The following is a 17401-nucleotide window of genomic DNA, read 5'->3' as shown; positions in this document are numbered from 1 at the left end:
TCCGCAGCCGGCATCCATCCACCATGACCCAGAGGCACCCGCGAGGACAAATCTGGAACACGCCCGACGTGGTCAATGGCATGATCGCCGGTGATGACCCTACGACCCAAGTCCGCACGAAGCCGTCGGCCGGGCCGCCCCCGTGAGGAGGCGACCGAGCAGGCGATCACGCAGGCGGCCCGCCAGGTGCTCGCCGACAAGGGCGTGGCGCGGATGTCGATGGAGACCGTGGCCCACAAGGCCGGGGTGGCGAAGAGCACGCTGTACCGCCGGTGGCCCTCCAAGGTCGAGCTCGCGATCCATGCGGTGGCGGTGACCTTCGACCAGGTCGACGTCGAGGACCAGGGGTCGCTGGCCGCCGACATGCGCGCGGGGATCACCGAGGCGGCGCGGGTGCTGCGCGACCCGTCCACCGGCGCCGCGTATGCCGCGCTGCTGGCGGAGTCCGCCCGCGACCCCGCGGGCGTCGGCCGGCAGGTCCGCGAGTCACTGTCCACGCGGCTGCACGCGCTGGTCGCCACGTCCGTCGAACGCGCCATCGCGCGCGGCGAGATCATGCCCGAGATGGTCGATGTCGACCTGCTCGCCGATGTCGTCGTCGGATCGGTGATGCACCGGGCGCTGGCGACGGGCGAGCCCGACGAGGCCTTCATCGACGGCCTGATCGGACTGCTCGCCGACGTGGCCTACGCCCGGCTGCGCCGCGCCCAGCGCGAGGGGTGAGGCCGCCGCGCCCGGCGCGGACGCGGCATACCGGGAACGGCGGGATACCTAGAAGCGGGCCGGCTCGCGGTAGACGCCCCACTCGTCGCGCAGGGCGTCGCAGATCTCGCCCAGGGTCGCCTCGGCGCGGACGGCGTCCAGCATCGCTGGCAGCATGTTGGCGTCCGTGCGCGCGACCTCGACCATGTGCTGCACCGCGGCTCGGACGGCGTCCTCGTCGCGGGCACTCTTGCGGGCCTTGAGGGCGGCGACCTGCTCGCGCTCGACCTCGTGGCTGACCCGAAGGATCTCGAGCTCGTGGGTGACTGACGCGGTGTGGCAGTTGACGCCGACGACCTTCTTGTCGCCCTTCTCCAACGCCACCTGGTACTGGAACGCGGCCTCGGCGATCTCGGACATGAACCAGCCGTCCTCGATGCCGCGCAGGATGCCCGAGGTCATCGGCCCGACGGGGTGGTCCACCTCGCCCTGGGCGTTGCGCGGCTTGCCGAGCTCGCCCTGGGCCTTGATGGTCGCGAAGATCTTCTCGGCCTCGGCCTCGAGCTTGTCGGTGAGGGCCTCGACGTACCAGCTGCCGCCGAGCGGGTCGGCGACGTTGACGACTCCGGTCTCCTCCATGATGACCTGCTGGGTGCGCAGCGCGATCTCGGCGGCCTGCTCGCTGGGCAGGGCCAGGGTCTCGTCGAGGGCGTTGGTGTGCAGCGAGTTGGTGCCACCGAGGACCGCGGCGAGCGCTTCGACGGCGGTGCGGACGACGTTGTTGTAGGGCTGTTGGGCGGTAAGGCTGACCCCGGCGGTCTGGGTGTGGAAGCGCAACCACTGGGCCTTGTCGGTCTTGGCGCCGTAGACGTCGCGCAGCCACCGCGCCCAGATGCGACGAGCGGCACGGAACTTGGCGATCTCCTCGAAGAAGTCGAGGTGGCTGTCGAAGAAGAACGACAGGCCGGGGGCGAAGGTCTCGATGTCCAGGCCCCGGGACAGGCCCAGCTCGACGTAGCCGAAGCCGTCGGCGAGGGTGAACGCGAGCTCCTGCGCAGCCGTGGAGCCGGCCTCGCGGATGTGGTAGCCGGAGACCGACAGCGGCTTGTACGCCGGGATGTTCTCGTTGCAGTACTCCATCAGGTCGCCGATCAGGCGCAGGTGCGGCTCGGGTTCGAACAGCCACTCCTTCTGGGCGATGTACTCCTTGAAGATGTCGGTCTGGAGCGTCCCGTTGAGCACTCCGAGGTCGACGCCCTGCCGCTCCGCGGCGACGAGGTACATGCAGAAGACGGGCACTGCCGGACCGCTGATCGTCATCGAGGTGGTGATGTCCTCGAGCGGGAGGTCGCGGAACAGCACCTCCATGTCGGCGGCCGAGTCGATCGCCACCCCGCAGTGCCCGACCTCGCCCAGGCTCATCGGGTCGTCGGAGTCGCGGCCCATCAGGGTCGGCATGTCGAACGCCACCGACAGCCCGCCGCCGCCGCGCTCGAGGATCATCTTGTAGCGCTCGTTGGTCTGGACGGCGTTGCCGAACCCGGCGAACTGGCGGATCGTCCAGGTGCGACCCCGGTAGCCCGTCGGGTAGAGGCCGCGGGTGAAGGGGTACTCCCCCGGCCAGCCGATCCGGTCAGGCACCTCGGAGCCGTCGGCCGGGCCGTAGACCGGTTCGACCTCCATCTGCGAGAGCGTGGTGAAGTCGGCGTCACGGACCTGCCCCTTGGCCTGGGCGGCGTCGTAGCGGGCCTGCCAACGGGCCGCGCCGGTCATCTCGGGCTGGGGGGTCTGGGTCATGGGGTCAATTTACTAGGACGTCCTACTAAATTCCAAGCCCAACCTCCGCCCCAGCTCAGGCGTCGAAGTCGGCAGCCCCGATACGGACCTTGCGCAGGAGCTCGAACAGCTGCTCGTGCTCGGCGGCGGTGAGCATGCCGAGGCCGAACCGGGACTGCACGAGGTCGGCGGTCGCCGCCTCCATGGCCTCCCGGCCCGCGTCGGTGATGACGGCCAGGGTGCCGCGACCGTCATCGGGGTTCGGCACCCGTCGGACGAACCCCTGGGCGTCGAGCCGCTGGATGATGTTCGTGGCGCTGGTGGGGTGGACCATGAGGCGCTGGCCGATCTTGCTCATGCCGAGGCGACCCTCGCGGCTGAAGGCGAGGAGCACCAGGGCCTCGTAGCGCGCGAAGGTGAGCCCGTGGCGACCCACGATCGCGTCGTAGTCGGTGATGAGCAGCTGCTGGACCCGCATGATCGAGGTGGCACTGGCCATGGCGAGCGGCTGTGACCCGCGTCCCCACCTGCGGATCCACAACTGCGCCGCCCGGGTGATCGGGTCGAACGGCAGGCGGATGGGCTTGGGCACGAGGGCAGGCTAGTGGTCGGCCCGGGCACGCCGTGGGACCGTCTCGGAGCGCCGTCTCAGAGCACCGTCTCGGAGCACCGTCTCGGAGCGCCAGTGGGCGGCGCCGCTAGCTGCGTTCGTCGAGCGCCGCCTCGAGGCGCGCGACCTTGGCCGTCAGCTCACCGGCATACCCGGGTCGGATGTCCGCCTTGAGCACGAGGCTCACGCGCGGGCCGAACGCGGCCACCGCGTCGACGGCGCCCTTGACCACGGTCATGCACTCCTCCCACTCCCCCTCGATGGTGGTGAACATCGCGTCGGTGCGGTTGGGCAGCCCGGAGGCGCGGACGACCTCGACCGCCGCCGCGACGGCCTGGCTCACCGAGCCGGTGTCGTCAGCGGCGTCGGCGACGAGGGAGGGTGCGACGGAGAAGGCAACAAGCATGAGGACACCGTATGCCGTGCCGTTGCCGGCCCCTCAGGCGGTGCGCCGCCCCGGCGCGACCCGCAGCAGGAAGGCTGGAGCGACCTCGACCTTGCGGAACCCCAGGCGCTCGTTGATCCCCACCATGTGCGCGTTCTGCTCGGCGTTGCACGTGTGCACGCGGGTGCGTTCCGGTGCGATGCGCCGCTGCAGCTCCTGCAGGGCGCGAGCCTTGACGGCCAGGCCCAACCGATGGCCTCGGTGCTCGCGGCGAACGAGGGTACCCCACTGGTAGACCCACGGCAGGTCGCCGGCCGGAATGACGAGGTCGCTGTAGGCCGCGACGTCGCCGGCCTGCGTGAGGGCCAGGGTCGAGAGCATCGTCCTGCCCTGACGACGCAGCGAGTCCTCGCGGTAGCGCAGCAGCTCGGGGGTGATGGCCTCCTCCTCGAACGTCAGGAGCCCCGACGGAGCGTCCACGGCGAGCTGGTTGCGCGCTGCGCACAGGCTCTCGACCAGGGGGCTCGGGGACCGCACCGACGAAGCTCTCGATGCGATACCCAACGTGGTGGGCGCGCGCCTCGAGGACGAGCTCCTCGAGCAGGGCATCGGGCACGGGCAGGTCGAGCACCCGGACGATGTCACGGTTGGCCATCACGAACCCGTGCTTCTCGGCGAAACGGCGGTAGGGGTGGTCGTGCTCCCGCTCGAACGGGTATGCCGTCTCCATGACCAGGTCGGTGCGGCCGTCCTTGCGGCACAAGGCAACCAGCTCCGCCAGCACGGCAGACCCGATGCCCCTGCGGCGCAGGTCCGGGTGCACCCACGGGCTGACGAAGCTCACGTGCAGGTTGTCGGTGACACCCGAGAAGGCAGCACCCGCGCCGACGACCTCGTCGCCGTCCACCGCGACGACCGCGTCGATCCGCTCACCCGGGTCGGTGTCGGTGAAGACGATGCGAGCCTCCTCCAGCGACCAGACCGCGGCGAAGGGACGCTCGAAGCGCTCGGCGGCCTCCATGATCGCGTGGAAGCGGTCGAACTCACCCCGATCGTGGGCGTCCAGCCTGCGGATCTCCATACTTCGACGGTAGACACCTGACGCCCGTGGCCACCAATGGTTTTGCGTCAGGTGCGCGTCGGGGTCAGGTAGGCGTGCACCAGCGCCACAGTCGCTGCACCCTCCCCGCTCGCGGACGCGACCCGCTTCATGGACCCCGCCCGGATGTCGCCTGCGGCGAAGATGCCCGGCACCGTCGTCTCCAGCGATGCGGGCGGCCGGCCGTCGGTCCAGCGCTCCTTGGGCACCTCGCGCCCGGTGAACACGAAGCCGCGGTCGTCGCGCGCGATGTCGTCGGGCAGCCAGTCGCCACAGGGGTCGGCACCCAGCAAGAGGAACAAGCCGTCCGCCGCCACGCGCTGTGCACCATCGGGCCCCGTGAGCTCCAGCCAGTCCAGGTGCCCCGCGCCACCGCCATCGGTGACCCGAGTGGCCGTGCGGACCGCGATCCGATCCGTGGCCGCGATCTGGCGCACGAGGTAGTCGGACATCGTCGCCGACAGATCGGGCCGCCGCACGAGCAAGGTGACCGATCGCGCATAACGCGCGAGGTGGACCGCGGCCTGGCCCGCCGAGTTGCCGCCGCCGACGACGAAGACGTCGCGCCCCTGCATCTCGCGCGATGCACTGGTGGCGGCGCCGTAGAAGACTCCCAGGCCCACGAGCGCCTCGAGCGCCTCGATCCCCAGCCGCCGGTAGGCCACCCCGGTCGCCACGACGACGGCGCGGGCGCGCAGTCGGCCGCCCTCCGTACGGACCGTGTGGGGCTCGCCCGGCGCGGCGCCCGGGTCGATCGCCTCGGCACCCACCCCGGTGTAGATGGCCGCGCCGAAGCGGGTGGCCTGGAACCGCGCCCGCTGGGCGAGGCGCATACCCGAGATGCCGCGGGGGAAGCCCAGGTAGTTGCGGATCATCGAGCTCGTGCCCGCCTGGCCGCCCACGGCCTCGGACTCGATGACGATCGTGCTCAGGCCCTCTGAGGCGCCGTAGACCGCGGCGGCCAGCCCCGCTGGTCCCGAACCGATGACGACGAGGTCAGCCACCTCGTCGGAGTCGAGGCTGGCCGGCGAGCCGTAGAACCGCCGCGCCACCTCGCGGGCCGTGGCGCCCTCCATCGGGCCGCCCACGATGCCGGCTGACACCACCGGGAACGCCGGAGCCGCACCGCCGAGGACGGACGGCAGCTGGCCGATGATCTGTCGGCCCACGTCGCTGTCCGGGGTGTACACGCGGTGTGGGATGCCCATGCGGTCGAGGAAGTCGCGGATGCGCGCCACCTCTGACGAGCCGCTCCCGTCGACGATCTGCACGCCCTCGACCTCGGGGGTGGACGCGGCCCAGCCCCAGTCCGAGAGGTACTCGACGATCGCCGTGTGGAACTCCTCGTCCCGCGGACCCTGCGGGATGAGCAGGTAGGTGTCGATGCGGCCCTGACCGAGCGCCCCACGCAGCGCGGTCAGGGACAGCCCGAAGTCGTGGCGTCCGGTGAGGCAGATCCGCCGGGCCGTCGCCACCTGGTTGTGCAGCTCGTCCATCAGCTCGAGGCCGTGCTCGACGCCGGGGACCTGCCACCCGATGCCGAGCAGCGCGACCGGCACCTGCGCACTCGTCAGGCGGGCGACCAGGGCGCGTCCGGCGTCAGCACTGTCGGCGCACAGGACCTCGTAATCCCTTGCGTAGCGCGAGAACTCGCTCTCGATCGTGGGCAGGTGCTCGGGCCCGACCACGAAGACGAGAGCTGGACGCACCCTCGTCATGGCCGTCCTCAGACCATCGTGTCGCTGGTGATGAGGTATGGCTGGCCGCCGTTGACCACGCCCAGCCGGTGGGTCTCGTCACTGGTGCCCCCGTCGACCTTGTGGAAGGTCAGCTGGGCGGTGACGACCCCGGTAGCGGGGTCGGCCGTGACGCTGTGGACGTCGACCTTGGAGATCGTGCTCCAGAACGCCTCGTACCCGGCCCGACCGTGAGCCTGGGCCTGCATGGCGGGGGTGAGCTCGGCGAAGGTCTGGTCGCGTTTCGCGGCGTCCGTGACGTCCTCGTAGTACGTCTTGACGAACTTCTCCATCCGGGCCGGGTTCAGGGCGGGCGCGGTCGTCGTGGTCGTGGTCGTGGGGGAGCCGAGGTGCTCGACGACGAGCTGGACGAGGAGCTCGTGGAGGACGAGGGGGGCCGCGATGGCGAGACCGTCTTGGTGTTGGTGGAGGTGACCGTCGTGGTCGTGCCGGGGGTCGGCGTGTTCGAGCCGAAGCCGCTGGTCAGGGCGTAGGCGAGGGCCAGCCCGAGCAGCAGCAGGACCAGGGCGGCGATGATCCACCCGCGACCACCGGGCCGGCGCGGCTCGTCGTCGGGCCCAGCGGGCGGGACGTATGCCGGCGGCTCGTCCACGGGGGCGGCGCCCAGGCGCTGGGTGCTCTCCATGGGTTCGGGCAGCAGCTCGGTGGCGCCGGCGCCGAAGGCCGCGCCGACGGGCAGGGGCATGGTCATGTCGCCGCGGGCGATGCGGTCCAGGTGATCGGCCGCGGTGGTCATGTCCCACCGGTCGCTCGCCTCGGGGGCCATCATCGCGGCGATGGCTCCGCCGAGCGGTCCGGCCAGCTCCATGGGCCGCGGGGACCCGGAGGCGATCATCTGCAGGGTCGCCAGGGGGTTGGCCTGCGCCTCGTAGGCGGGAGCGCCCTCGACGGCGGAGTACAGCGTGGCGCCGAGGGCCCACACGTCGGAGGCGGAGGTCGGGTCACCACCACGGGCCAGCTCCGGCGAGAGGTAGCTCGGCGTGCCGGTCATGAACCCGGTCTGGGTCAGCTGGTCGTCGGCGTGCGCCCGGGCGATGCCGAAGTCGCTGATCTTGGGGTTGCCCGACTTGGTGATGAGGATGTTGCCCGGCTTGATGTCACGGTGCACGATGCCGCGCTGGTGCGCCTTGGCCAGGGCCCGGGCCACCAGGGCGCCGATCCCGGCCACGCGAGCGACGGGCAACGGCCCCTCGTCGCGGATCTGCTCGGCCAGGCTCTGGCCGTCGACGTACTCCATCACGAGCCAGTGCGCGTCGTCCTCGTCCACGATGTCGTAGACGCCGACGACGTGCGCGTCGTTGAGCGAGGCGGCGATCCGTGCCTCGCGCATCGCCCGCGCGGCAGCCGCAGGCTCCCCTGGCAGCGCCCCCACCCGCTTGATGGCCACCTCGCGGCCGAGCACGGTGTCACGAGCGAGCCACACGGTGCCCATGCCGCCGCTACCGATGGCACGGGTCACCTCGTAGCGTCCGGCGATCACCTGGGGCTGCACGAAGTAGTTCCTCTCGTCGGGTCGGGCTTCACCCTACGACCCTCGCGCCCGCCTGCCCACTCACCCGAGGGCGGCGACGATCTTGTCGGCCGCGGCATACGGGTCGGTCGTGCCGTCCACGACGGCGGCCGCGAGCTCGTCGACGCCGTTGCCGTGGCGCAGGTCGCCCATCTTGGCGCGGAGCTGCTGCAGGGCGATGGACTCGATCTCGTCGCCGGCGCGGCGCACCCGCCGCTCGCGCAAGGTGCCGGACTCGTCCATCCAGGACGTGTGCTTCTCGATGGCCTCGATCACCTCGTCGATGCCTTGACCCTGCGCGGCAACCGTTTTCACCACGGGGGGCCGCCACAGGCCCGGCTCGGTGCGGTCGCCCAGGGAGATCATGTGCCTGATGTCGCGCACGGTGGCGTCGGCGCCGTCGCGGTCGGCCTTGTTGACGACGAAGACGTCGCCGATCTCGAGGATGCCTGCCTTGGCCGCCTGGATGCCGTCGCCCATCCCGGGAGCGAGCAGCACGAGCGTGGTGTCGGCGAGCCCCGCGATCTCGACCTCCGACTGGCCCACTCCCACGGTCTCGATGAGGATCACCTCACACCCGGCCGCGTCGAGCACGCGCAGCGCCTGCGGGGTGGTCCACGAGAGGCCGCCGAGGTGGCCGCGGCTGGCCATCGAGCGAATGTAGACCTCGGGGTCGAGCGCGTGGTCCTGCATGCGGACGCGGTCGCCGAGCAGGGCGCCGCCGGAGAACGGTGAGGACGGGTCGACGGCCAGCACCCCGACGCGTTTGCCCTGGGCGCGGTATGCCGCGACGAAGGCGTTCGTGGACGTGGACTTGCCGACGCCCGGGCTGCCCGTGATGCCGATGATATGCGCCTGGCCGGTGTGCGGCGCCAGGGCCGCCATCACCTCGCGCAGGGCGGGGTGCGCGTCCTCGACCAGCGAGATGAGGCGGGCGACGGCCCGAGGCGAGCCTGCCCTGGCCGACTCGACCAGGGCAGGCACGTCGACGGTGCGGGGGGCCAAACGTCAGCCGTTCTCGGAGCGGGGGACACGCACGATCAGGGCGTCGCCCTGGCCGCCGCCACCACACAGCGCCGCCGCGCCGACGCCGCCGCCGCGGCGCTTGAGCTCGAGGGCGAGGTGCAGGGCGATGCGGGCGCCGGACATGCCGATCGGGTGACCCATGGCGATGGCGCCGCCGTTGACGTTGACCTTGTCGAGGTCGATGCCGAGCTCCTTGGCCGAGGCCAGGCCGACCGCCGCGAACGCCTCGTTGATCTCGACGAGGTCGAGGTCGGCCGGGGTGATGCCCTCGCGCTCGCAGGCCTGGGCGATGGCGCGCGCGGGCTGCTGCTGGAGCGTCGAGTCGGGGCCGGCGACCATGCCGTGGGCGCCGATCTCGGCGAGCCAGGTCAGGCCGAGCTCCTGCGCCTTGGCCTTGCTCATGACGACGACCGCAGCGGCGCCGTCGCTGATCTGGGAGGCGGAGCCGGCGGTGATGGTGCCGTCCTTGGAGAACGCGGGGCGCAGCTTGCCGAGCGTTTCGGTGGTCGTGTCGGCGCGGACGCCCTCGTCGGTCTTGAACTCGACCGGGTCACCCTTGCGCTGCGGGATGGAGACTGCGACGACCTCGTCGTCGAACAGGCCGTCCTTCCACGCGCGGGCAGCGAGCTGGTGGCTGCGCGCCGAGAACTCGTCCTGCTGCTCGCGGGTGAACTGCTGGTCACCGGTGTTGGCCTGCTCGGTGAGCAGCCCCATGGCCTGGTCGGTGAAGGCGTCCCACAGGCCGTCGAAGGCCATGTGGTCGCGCAGCGGCACATCGCCGTACTTGTAGCCCTCACGGGACTTGGTCAGCAGGTGGGGGGCGTTGGTCATCGACTCCTGGCCGCCCGCCACGACGACGTCGAACTCGCCGGCGCGGATCAGCTGGTCGGCCATGGCGATGGCGTTGATGCCCGAGAGGCAGACCTTGTTGATCGTCAGCGCGGGGACGGTCATGGGGATGCCGGCCTTGGCGGCGGCCTGGCGGGCGGGGATCTGGCCCGCGCCGGCCTGGAGCACCTGGCCCATGATCACGTAGTCGACCTGGTCGGGCGCGACGCCGGCCTTGTCGAGGGCGCCCTTGATGGCGAAGCCGCCGAGGTCGGCGCCGGAGAAGTCCTTGAGCGAGCCGAGCAGCCGGCCCATGGGCGTGCGTGCGCCCGCGACGATCACAGAAACAGGTCGGTCAGGCTGAGTAGTCATGGGTGCAGAGGCCTCCAGCGCCGTTGGGGATTACCTGCACCTCACTCTAATGCGGCGCCCCTCCCCCGCGGCCGGCCGGGCAGGTGGCGCTGGCCACACCGCCCGTATGCCGCGTGGCGAGTCCTCAGCGCTCCTGCCTGGGCTTGGTGCCTGCCCAGGCGAGCGCTCCCGCGCCGACGACGAGCACGACCACCACCAGGAGGCTGACCCAGTCGAGGGGACGGCTTACAGCCCCCGCCACGAGGATGAGCAGCAGGAGGGTGAGGGTCGCCGCCCAGAGAGCTACGACGAGTCGCTTGAGGGTCATGTCAGTTCCTTTCACGGTGGATCGGCGCGGGTTTCGCGGGCGGAGTGCGGCTAGAGCCTCACCACAAGGACCTGCCCGTTGGAGTGCGTCGTGACGCCAACATTCACCTGCAGCGCAGGTCTAGCGCGCTGCCATGCCAGGGCATCAGCCAAGCGTCCGATGGGGGGGCGTAGGTCGTACACATCCCGTCTTCCGTGGATGACACTCCCCCCAGACTTCGAGTCTGACCTCATCGGCTTCGGCCTCGTGAGCGCTGTCGCGCGGGTCGATGACCGCTCCAAGGCCAAGCCCAGTGAGGGCGCCTGCCATCAGGAGTCACCGGGGTCGGTCAACGACATGGTCACGATCGTGAAGGCGGAATCGCCGCTCAGAGCGAACTCTGATTCGACGGGAGCGGACTCCGGGTGCGCCGGATCGCCGACCGCGACCGTGAAGAACCCCATTCCGGGCGCAAAAAGGTCGACCGTCCCCGCGCGAGCGGTAGTTCCCGACGCCACCAGCTCGGAGCCGCGCCGCAAGTCGACGCGAGATCCCTCCACAGGGCTGCTGGAGCAGGAGTGCTCTCGTGGATGACAGGTCGCCCGGGTCACCTCAACTCGCACCCTCCACGACGGTGCGGGGTCGGCCGATGTGCACGCTCCGGCCGCTCCACTGGCGCACAGCGCAGCCAAAGCCACCGCCACCGCGCGGCTCCACGTGGAGCCGCCTGCGCCGGGACGAGGAGTCAGCGGCCCAAGCGGCCGAGTCCTGAAGCCCGCTGCCAGCCTGGGAGGTCGTTGGTCCTCGCGGTGCCGATGTGGATGCACGCCGTCGACCCTCTCGTGAAGGACATGAAAGGGACCCGCATCGAGCCCGGTGGCGGATCCGGCTCGGCGATCCGAGGCACGCCGCGCGGCGCCCGCAAGGACACCGCGCGGCATACCCCTGGGATTTCGCGAACTTCTGAGGTGCTTGGTGGAGCCCGTCAGCTCGGCTGGCGCCGCTTCGTTCGCGCCCCCGTGAATACTCCTGCGCCGATGACGAGCACGACCATCAGAAGAAGACTGATCTCGTCAACGGGGCGATTCATCGCCGTCACCGCGAGCAGGAGCCCAATTGCCGTGACGAGAGACGCCAATAACGCCATGAGCACTCGCTTAAGCGCCATGTCATTGCCTCTGCACGATGTGGTAAGTGCCGTCGAAATACACCCCGAACTGGGTAAAGGGATTCCCTGACGCCACACAGCCCCACTTGATGATGCATTGTTCCCAGGTCGCCTGCATCGTCACGGTGTAGGCGTACGGCCCAGGAAGGTTGGCGTATGCCGTGTTGTTCGTAAACCCTCGGTCGTAAATTCCCGGAGCCGAAGTGCGCAGGTAGTGCCCCCGCTGTGGTTGGGCCGTCACCGTGGAACCGTTGTAGGTCCAGTAGATCGTGAAGTGGTAATCAAGGACGGTTGCCCCGGTGATCGACGAATACTGGATGTAGCGGTCGGCCGAACTCGAACGCGTTGCGTACGCGGGCGCCACGAGCCGCGGCTGACCCGCGGGCGATGCCCCGGCCGGCTCCTGCTTGAGGACGCCGGATGACGGGTCGACGATCTGTGCGGCGACCTCTGGTCGAGTCAGCAGCGCGGCGCGGTCCGCTCGGCTGACGTGTCCGGTGGCATTGATGCGCGCCATGATCGAGCGGACCTCGCCGTCCGTGATGGCGCCTTTGGCATGAGCAGGCATCGAGGACCACATGATGCACGAAACAACGGCCGCAACCGCGAGCCATCCTCGGCCCCATTTCTGTGCCCGCCTTGACGGGCCGCCGCGACCCAATCCCCCCTGAACCCCATCGATGCCAATCGAGTGAAATCGATCCATGCTTTCCTCCCTTGATAAGCCCGAGCAAGGGAAACCCGCGACAATGACGCCCCCCTCGTGAATCGCCTCTGCCGCAAAGAAGCCGACGTACGCACCAGTACGACACATTCCGGTGACGCGCCCGCCGGGCCGCTTCCCCGAGATGCAACGTGCCATGCGCGTCCGCAAAAGGGGAGGGGGTATTCAAGATTGGAATACCTACTGGCGCCCGCCCAACGTCCTGTGCTATTGAGTTCAAGTTGAGGAGGCACAACCGACTGATGGGTGTTCAGTAATCGCCCACGCCGCGCCCGGACGCAGGGAAAGCGACCGCTTCACGCCGACTCGTCCCGCCGGCATGCGCGTGGTCCTTCCATCTGTGTCTGTAGGCAACGGCGATGGCCCGAAGGACGACGTCGCCGGGGTCGTCGTCAATCTCCGAGAAGAGGAGCACCGCAGCGATGCCCTCGGCGTTTTCGCCAAGTTGGAGCACAGTGCCGCCTAGCCAAGCGGCGCCCGGGCGCGCGACTCCACGGTGATGGTGAGGGACCCGCCCAGTCCGTCGAGCAGGCCTCCCACGAGTGGAAGGTCTGCCTCGGCGGTCAGTCGGACCACCGCGGTCTGGCCGTCGGGACTTCCGGTGCCCGGGGCAAGGCCCCACGCGCGGATGCTCGCTGGCCTGGGCTGGCGGTCCAGGTATGCCGTGGCGGTCCGTCGAACGGTGGATCCACTCAGCCCCACGGCCCCGCCAAGGCCGCGCTGGTAGGCACTGGCATCCAGCGAGTCCGCCGCGTCGAGCGCCGCCCCGTCGGCGGCATCGAGGAGCCGCATGCGAGACAGCTGCACCGAGGTCACCGCAACCGTCCCGACAATGAGGACGATGGCGATCACGCTGAACCCCAGGACCAGCAGAGTGATCTGACCGGATTCCCGCCGGTGTCGGGCGCGCACCAGGGAGCATCGGTCGAGATCCCCCAAGCGCCCTCGCCGCCCTCTCACGGCGCACCTCGGAACCGGTCCACCACGGCCACGTGGGTCGCGCCGACCGCCACCTCGAGGGGAACGACGGCGCGCGCGAAGGAGGGCACCAGCGGGAGCGCAACCCTGACCGTCGCCGACACCTCGATGCGACCGTCCGGACGCAGGCACGGATCGCCGTCGCACGCCATCCTCAGGCCTGTCTCTCCAGGATCAAACCCCTGATCGGCAAAGGCGATTCGCGCCGCAGCGCGCGCTCGGACGTCGGCGTCCCCCTGCGAGGACGCGGTCACGTACGCCCGTCCGGCTTCGCGCGCTGCGGTCGACGCGGCATACGCCCCAGCCTGGACCCGCGCCAGGGTCATGACCAAGTAGAACAACGGCACCATGACGAGGACCGCGAGAAAGACGAACTCCACCACCGCAGTGCCGCACTCATCGCGGAAGGACCCCATGGCCAGCCGAGGTGGCCCGGGCCGCATCACTGGCGCTCCAGGAAGGCTCGGCCGACCACGTCGAAGCCGCGGTCGGGTCCGAGCGGACCGATGACCGGCAGGGGCGCCAGCACCCGGACCGAGAGGACCTGGACACCGTCGACTTCGGTCACCTGTGCGGTGACATCGCGGGAGTACCGGGCCGACAGGGAACTGGCGATGAGCTCACGCGTGCGAGCCACCCCCTGAGTCGGATCACCATCGGCGCGAGCGCCGAGACGTGCACCCTCGGCCGCACACGCGATGAGAGTGTTGCGCACGTAGAGGGCCAACCCGACCTGGAGGACGGCCACGAACAGCACGGAAACGAGCGCGGCCACCAGGACGAAGTCGGCGACCGCGGACCCCGAGTCGTGTCCGCGCGCCTTGGGGAGCGCCACCGGGTCAGCGTCGCGCGCTGTCGAGGGCCTCGGAGAACAGGGCCTTGAGCTGACCCTCGGCGACGGCCCACAGCGCCGCCACGAGCCCCGCTGTCATGAGGGTGACCAGCACCCAGCCAGGGACGTCGCCACGCTCACGACGGGCAGCGCGTGCGGCCGCGCGGTGCAAGGCGAGCTGGGTCTGGACCAGGGTGCGGTAGACGGTCGACATAGTGGTTCCTCTCATGGATTTCGGACGGGTCAGACGGTGAAGTGCAAGAAGGAGAAGCCCGGAAAGACGGCGAAAAGGACGGTCACCGGCAGCACGAGGAACACCACGGGCAGCATCATGGCGATCTCCTTGCGGCCGGCCGCCTCCATGACGGACCGACGCCCGGTCTCGCGAGCGTCCTGGGCCTGGGCTCGCAGCACCTCGGCGAGGGGCGTGCCGCGCTCGACAGCGACGACCATGCCGTCGACGAAGCGGGCGAGGCTCACCAGACCCGTGCGGTCGGCAAGACCCTGCAACGCGTCGGGCAGGCTGGCACCGGCCCGGGCATCTGCCAGGCACCGGGCCAGCTCGCCAGACAGCTCGCCGTGCGAGAGCCGGCAGATGCGTTCGAGTGCACCGACCGCGCCCTCTCCAGCGCCCACGGCCAGAGCCAGCAGCTCGGCGGTCGTCGGAAACTCAGCGAGCATGCGCCGCTCACGCTGGTTGGCCTCTCGGCTGAGCCACTGGTCGCGACCGACCACCCCGAGTGCGGCTCCGCAGCACGTCACGATCACCGGGGGATCACCGAGCCGCCGCGGCTCAGCCAGAAGGCCGCCGCAGCAACCAGCGAAGCCACCGTGCCGCCCGCGCCCCAGAGCACCTGTTCGGCGCGGAAGCGGTCGACATCGGGCGCCTTGCCAGCCCGTTGCAGGCGACGCCGCACCGACGCCGCACCACCCAGTATTCGCTCGATCCGTGCGGCCAGCTCCGCAACGACGGGCTGGCCCAGGACTGACCACGGACCCACGCCTCCGGAGCCGGTGCCGCCGGCCAACAGCCGCGACGGGCGTGGCGCGTCCCTGAGGTAGGGATGCAACCGGTCACCCAAGGTCGCGCGCCGGCGCCGTGGCGACCCGGCATACGTCGCCACGACGCCGAGCCCGAACGTCAGCCCCAGTGCGGCACCGACCCACGATCCGTCTCGCAGGGCCATCACCTGAGCACCCGCTCGTCCTCGGGCAGTCGACCGATGGAGACCATGACCCGATAGGCAGCCAGGGACACGACGGCCCCGACCACGAGGACGAGCGTGCCGGTGGCGCTGGCGTAGGCGCGGATGGACTCGGGGCGCGTGCACAGCATCGCCAGCACCACCCACGGTGCGGCGACCGCGAGCCGGGCGGCGTTGACGGTCCAGCCCTGTCGGGTCTCAAGCTCGGCGCGAGTCCGGCTGTCCTCGCGCAAGAAGGTGGCGAGGGTGCGCAGCAGTCGACCAAGGTCGCTGCCGCCGACCTCGCGGGCCATGCGCAGCGACTCGACGAGTCGGTCGCCGACCGGGTCGCTGAGCCGTTCCTTGAGCCGGTCGAGGCACTCGTGGAAACGGCCCGTGGCGCGGTAGTCCTCGGCGAACCGGAGAAAGGCCGGACGCAGCTCTTCAGGCCCGCGACGACCGAGCTGGCTCAGGGCCTCGGGCAGGGCGAGACCCGCGCGCACGCCCGAGGCGATGTTGTCGACCACGTCGGGCCACAGGTCGCGGAAGCTGGCCCGGCGACGACGCGCGCGGGCACGAACGAACGCCACCGGTGCATATCCCGCCATCACAGCGAAGGCGACCGAAATCGACGGAACCTCGGTCACCGCCATGACGATCAGTGCCACCAGGACGAACGCGATCACCGTTGCGCTGAGCAGCGCGCGCAGCCCCACTCCCGCGAGACCAGCCTGAACCAGCTGGTCTCGCAGCCGGTCCACCGGGGTGGCGCGGCTGGCGCCGGCCCGGCGCTCCTGCGGGACCCACGCCGACCACCAGATGCAGAACAACCCGCTGCCGAGCACCAGCCCAAGCATGACCCCGACCATCTCCGGCCTAGTCCTGTGCCAACAGCTCGGCGAGGTCGAATCCGGCCCGCCGAAAGCGGTCGGGATGGGGCGGGAACCCGTCGGCGCGGTGCAGCGCGCCGTCGCGCTGGACGAACAGGTCAGCCGTCTCGACGACATCGCCCTCGACTCGGCCCGGGACAGCGACGACCTCCCGCACCCGGCGGACGCCGTCGTGCTCCAGCGCGGCGTGCACCACGATGTCGACCGAACCGGCGACGGTCGGCACCACGAAACGACTCCCGACGTTCTCGCCAGCCAACAGGGGCAGGGTGCACATCTTGGTGATCGCCTCGCGGGCGTTGTTGGCATGGATCGTGCACATGCCCGGCAACCCGCTGTTGAGCGCGATGAGGAGGTCGAGGCTCTCGGCCTGACGCACCTCGCCGACGATGATGCGCGACGGACGCATGCGCAGCGCCTCCTTCACCAGCCGTCGCAACGGGATCTCACCGGTGCCCTCCAGACTGGGTTGGCGGCACTGCATCGAGGCGACGTCGCGCAACGGGATCTTGAGCTCGAAGACCTCCTCGCACGTCACGACCCGCTCCCGCGCCGGGATCGCCGCGCTCAGGCAGTTCAGCAGAGTCGTCTTGCCCGCCTGAGTCCCGCCGGCCACAAGGATGTTGAGCCCGGCCGCAACGGCGGCGCCGAGGAACGTCGCTGCCTGACGGGTCAGCGTGCCCAGGCCGACGAGGTCCTCGAGATGGGAGGCACGAACCACGAACTTGCGGACGTTGACGTTCCAGTGGACCCGCGTGATGTCGGGGATGACCACGTGCAAGCGCGAACCGTCAGGCAGCACTGCGTCGACGAACGGACTCGACAGGTCCACCCGGCGCCCGCTCGTCTTCAGCATCCGCTCGACCAGGTCCCTGACCTCGTCCGCCGTGAGCACGGTCGTCGTGAGCTCGGCGACTCCGCCGCGAGCGACGAAGACCTTGGCGGGCTCGTTGATCCAGATCTCTTCGACGGACGGGTCGTCGAAGTACTGCTGCAGCGGGCCGAAGCCTCCGACTGCGTCCATCACCGACTTCACCGCGTGCTCCAGGTCAGGCAGCACCGGCAGGCCGCCGTGGAGCGATCTCTCGTCGTAGTCGTTCACCGCCTCGCGCACCAGGGCCTCGAGCTCGCGTTCGTCCCGGGCCGGGTCGATCCCGCTGCGGCGGATGAGCTCCCTGACCTCGCCCTCGACGGCGGCGACCGAATCGCCGACAGAACCCATCCTGATCCCCCCCAACTGTGCGGTCCGGAACGGACCGCGCCCCAACGCCGGC

The 17401-nt window shown here is 70.3% G+C and carries 20 protein-coding genes and 1 pseudogene; 1 reads left to right on the top strand and 20 read right to left on the bottom strand.

What is annotated here, in order from left to right; genetic code table 11:
• Window positions 1–93: 93 nt before the first annotated feature.
• The gene (locus tag GKE56_RS01360; protein WP_154683038.1) at window positions 94–723 is read left to right on the top strand and encodes a TetR/AcrR family transcriptional regulator; all 630 of its coding nucleotides are present in this window, start codon (window positions 94–96) and stop codon (window positions 721–723) included.
• A 48-nt stretch (window positions 724–771) separates the two neighbouring features.
• On the opposite strand, the gene GKE56_RS01355 is transcribed toward GKE56_RS01360, so the two are convergent.
• The 20 genes and pseudogenes from GKE56_RS01355 to GKE56_RS01270 all read right to left on the bottom strand — a co-directional run bounded on the left by GKE56_RS01355 (window position 772) and on the right by GKE56_RS01270 (window position 17349).
• Window positions 772–2499: a methylmalonyl-CoA mutase gene (locus tag GKE56_RS01355; protein WP_230209100.1), complete on the bottom strand. Its 1728-nt coding sequence runs from the start codon at window positions 2497–2499 to the stop codon at window positions 772–774.
• A gap of 55 nt (window positions 2500–2554) precedes the next feature.
• The gene (locus GKE56_RS01350) at window positions 2555–3070 is read right to left on the bottom strand and encodes a MarR family winged helix-turn-helix transcriptional regulator (RefSeq protein WP_154683037.1); all 516 of its coding nucleotides are present in this window, start codon (window positions 3068–3070) and stop codon (window positions 2555–2557) included.
• Window positions 3071–3176: 106 nt separating this feature from the next.
• Window positions 3177–3494 (bottom strand): thiamine-binding protein, encoded by a 318-nt coding sequence (locus GKE56_RS01345; protein ID WP_154683036.1) that lies wholly within the window; start codon window positions 3492–3494, stop codon window positions 3177–3179.
• A 33-nt stretch (window positions 3495–3527) separates the two neighbouring features.
• Window positions 3528–4010 (bottom strand): hypothetical protein, encoded by a 483-nt coding sequence (locus GKE56_RS17080; RefSeq protein WP_230209099.1) that lies wholly within the window; start codon window positions 4008–4010, stop codon window positions 3528–3530.
• 178 nt (window positions 4011–4188) lie between these two features.
• Window positions 4189–4494 (bottom strand): annotated as a pseudogene (locus GKE56_RS18030) (GNAT family N-acetyltransferase); the annotation flags it as partial.
• A gap of 107 nt (window positions 4495–4601) precedes the next feature.
• A complete protein-coding gene (locus tag GKE56_RS01335; RefSeq protein ID WP_154683034.1) occupies window positions 4602–6290 on the bottom strand; it encodes an FAD-dependent oxidoreductase in 1689 nt (562 codons plus the stop codon).
• Between the two features lie 8 nt (window positions 6291–6298).
• Window positions 6299–6601 carry a hypothetical protein gene (locus GKE56_RS01330; protein ID WP_154683033.1) on the bottom strand — a complete coding sequence of 101 codons (303 nt, stop codon included), beginning with the start codon at window positions 6599–6601 and terminating at the stop codon, window positions 6299–6301.
• An 11-nt stretch (window positions 6602–6612) separates the two neighbouring features.
• Complete coding sequence (locus tag GKE56_RS01325) at window positions 6613–7821, bottom strand: serine/threonine-protein kinase (protein ID WP_154683032.1); 1209 nt, start codon at window positions 7819–7821, stop codon at window positions 6613–6615.
• A gap of 60 nt (window positions 7822–7881) precedes the next feature.
• Window positions 7882–8844 carry a methylmalonyl Co-A mutase-associated GTPase MeaB gene (gene meaB, locus GKE56_RS01320; protein WP_154683031.1) on the bottom strand — a complete coding sequence of 321 codons (963 nt, stop codon included), beginning with the start codon at window positions 8842–8844 and terminating at the stop codon, window positions 7882–7884.
• A 3-nt stretch (window positions 8845–8847) separates the two neighbouring features.
• Window positions 8848–10065 (bottom strand): acetyl-CoA C-acetyltransferase, encoded by a 1218-nt coding sequence (locus GKE56_RS01315; protein ID WP_154683030.1) that lies wholly within the window; start codon window positions 10063–10065, stop codon window positions 8848–8850.
• A gap of 124 nt (window positions 10066–10189) precedes the next feature.
• Window positions 10190–10372 (bottom strand): hypothetical protein, encoded by a 183-nt coding sequence (locus GKE56_RS01310; RefSeq protein ID WP_154683029.1) that lies wholly within the window; start codon window positions 10370–10372, stop codon window positions 10190–10192.
• A gap of 1148 nt (window positions 10373–11520) precedes the next feature.
• On the bottom strand, window positions 11521–12087 hold the full coding sequence (locus GKE56_RS01305) for a hypothetical protein (protein ID WP_154683028.1): 567 nt from the start codon (window positions 12085–12087) through the stop codon (window positions 11521–11523).
• Between the two features lie 618 nt (window positions 12088–12705).
• Window positions 12706–13095 (bottom strand): hypothetical protein, encoded by a 390-nt coding sequence (locus tag GKE56_RS01300; RefSeq protein ID WP_230209097.1) that lies wholly within the window; start codon window positions 13093–13095, stop codon window positions 12706–12708.
• A 104-nt stretch (window positions 13096–13199) separates the two neighbouring features.
• Window positions 13200–13637, bottom strand: a complete 438-nt coding sequence (locus GKE56_RS01295; RefSeq protein WP_230209096.1) for a pilus assembly protein — start codon at window positions 13635–13637, stop codon at window positions 13200–13202.
• Between the two features lie 26 nt (window positions 13638–13663).
• Window positions 13664–14056, bottom strand: a complete 393-nt coding sequence (locus GKE56_RS01290; RefSeq protein ID WP_154683026.1) for a TadE family protein — start codon at window positions 14054–14056, stop codon at window positions 13664–13666.
• A gap of 4 nt (window positions 14057–14060) precedes the next feature.
• The gene (locus tag GKE56_RS01285) at window positions 14061–14267 is read right to left on the bottom strand and encodes a hypothetical protein (protein WP_154683025.1); all 207 of its coding nucleotides are present in this window, start codon (window positions 14265–14267) and stop codon (window positions 14061–14063) included.
• Window positions 14268–14296: 29 nt separating this feature from the next.
• Window positions 14297–14734 (bottom strand): type II secretion system F family protein, encoded by a 438-nt coding sequence (locus GKE56_RS18025; protein ID WP_370518432.1) that lies wholly within the window; start codon window positions 14732–14734, stop codon window positions 14297–14299.
• 83 nt (window positions 14735–14817) lie between these two features.
• The gene (locus tag GKE56_RS18020) at window positions 14818–15243 is read right to left on the bottom strand and encodes a hypothetical protein (protein ID WP_370518431.1); all 426 of its coding nucleotides are present in this window, start codon (window positions 15241–15243) and stop codon (window positions 14818–14820) included.
• Window positions 15240–16106, bottom strand: coding sequence for a type II secretion system F family protein (locus GKE56_RS01275; RefSeq protein ID WP_154683024.1), 867 nt, complete (start codon window positions 16104–16106; stop codon window positions 15240–15242). Before GKE56_RS01275 ends, GKE56_RS18020 begins: the two co-directional genes overlap by 4 nt.
• Window positions 16107–16113: 7 nt before the next feature.
• Window positions 16114–17349 (bottom strand): CpaF family protein, encoded by a 1236-nt coding sequence (locus GKE56_RS01270; protein WP_154683023.1) that lies wholly within the window; start codon window positions 17347–17349, stop codon window positions 16114–16116.
• Window positions 17350–17401: the final 52 nt, after the last annotated feature.

The organism is Nostocoides sp. HKS02 (genome assembly GCF_009707485.1).
Classification (GTDB): domain Bacteria; phylum Actinomycetota; class Actinomycetes; order Actinomycetales; family Dermatophilaceae; genus Pedococcus.
The sequence above is the reverse complement of the archived record's forward strand: the minus strand, read 5'-3'. Positions and strand labels throughout refer to the sequence as shown.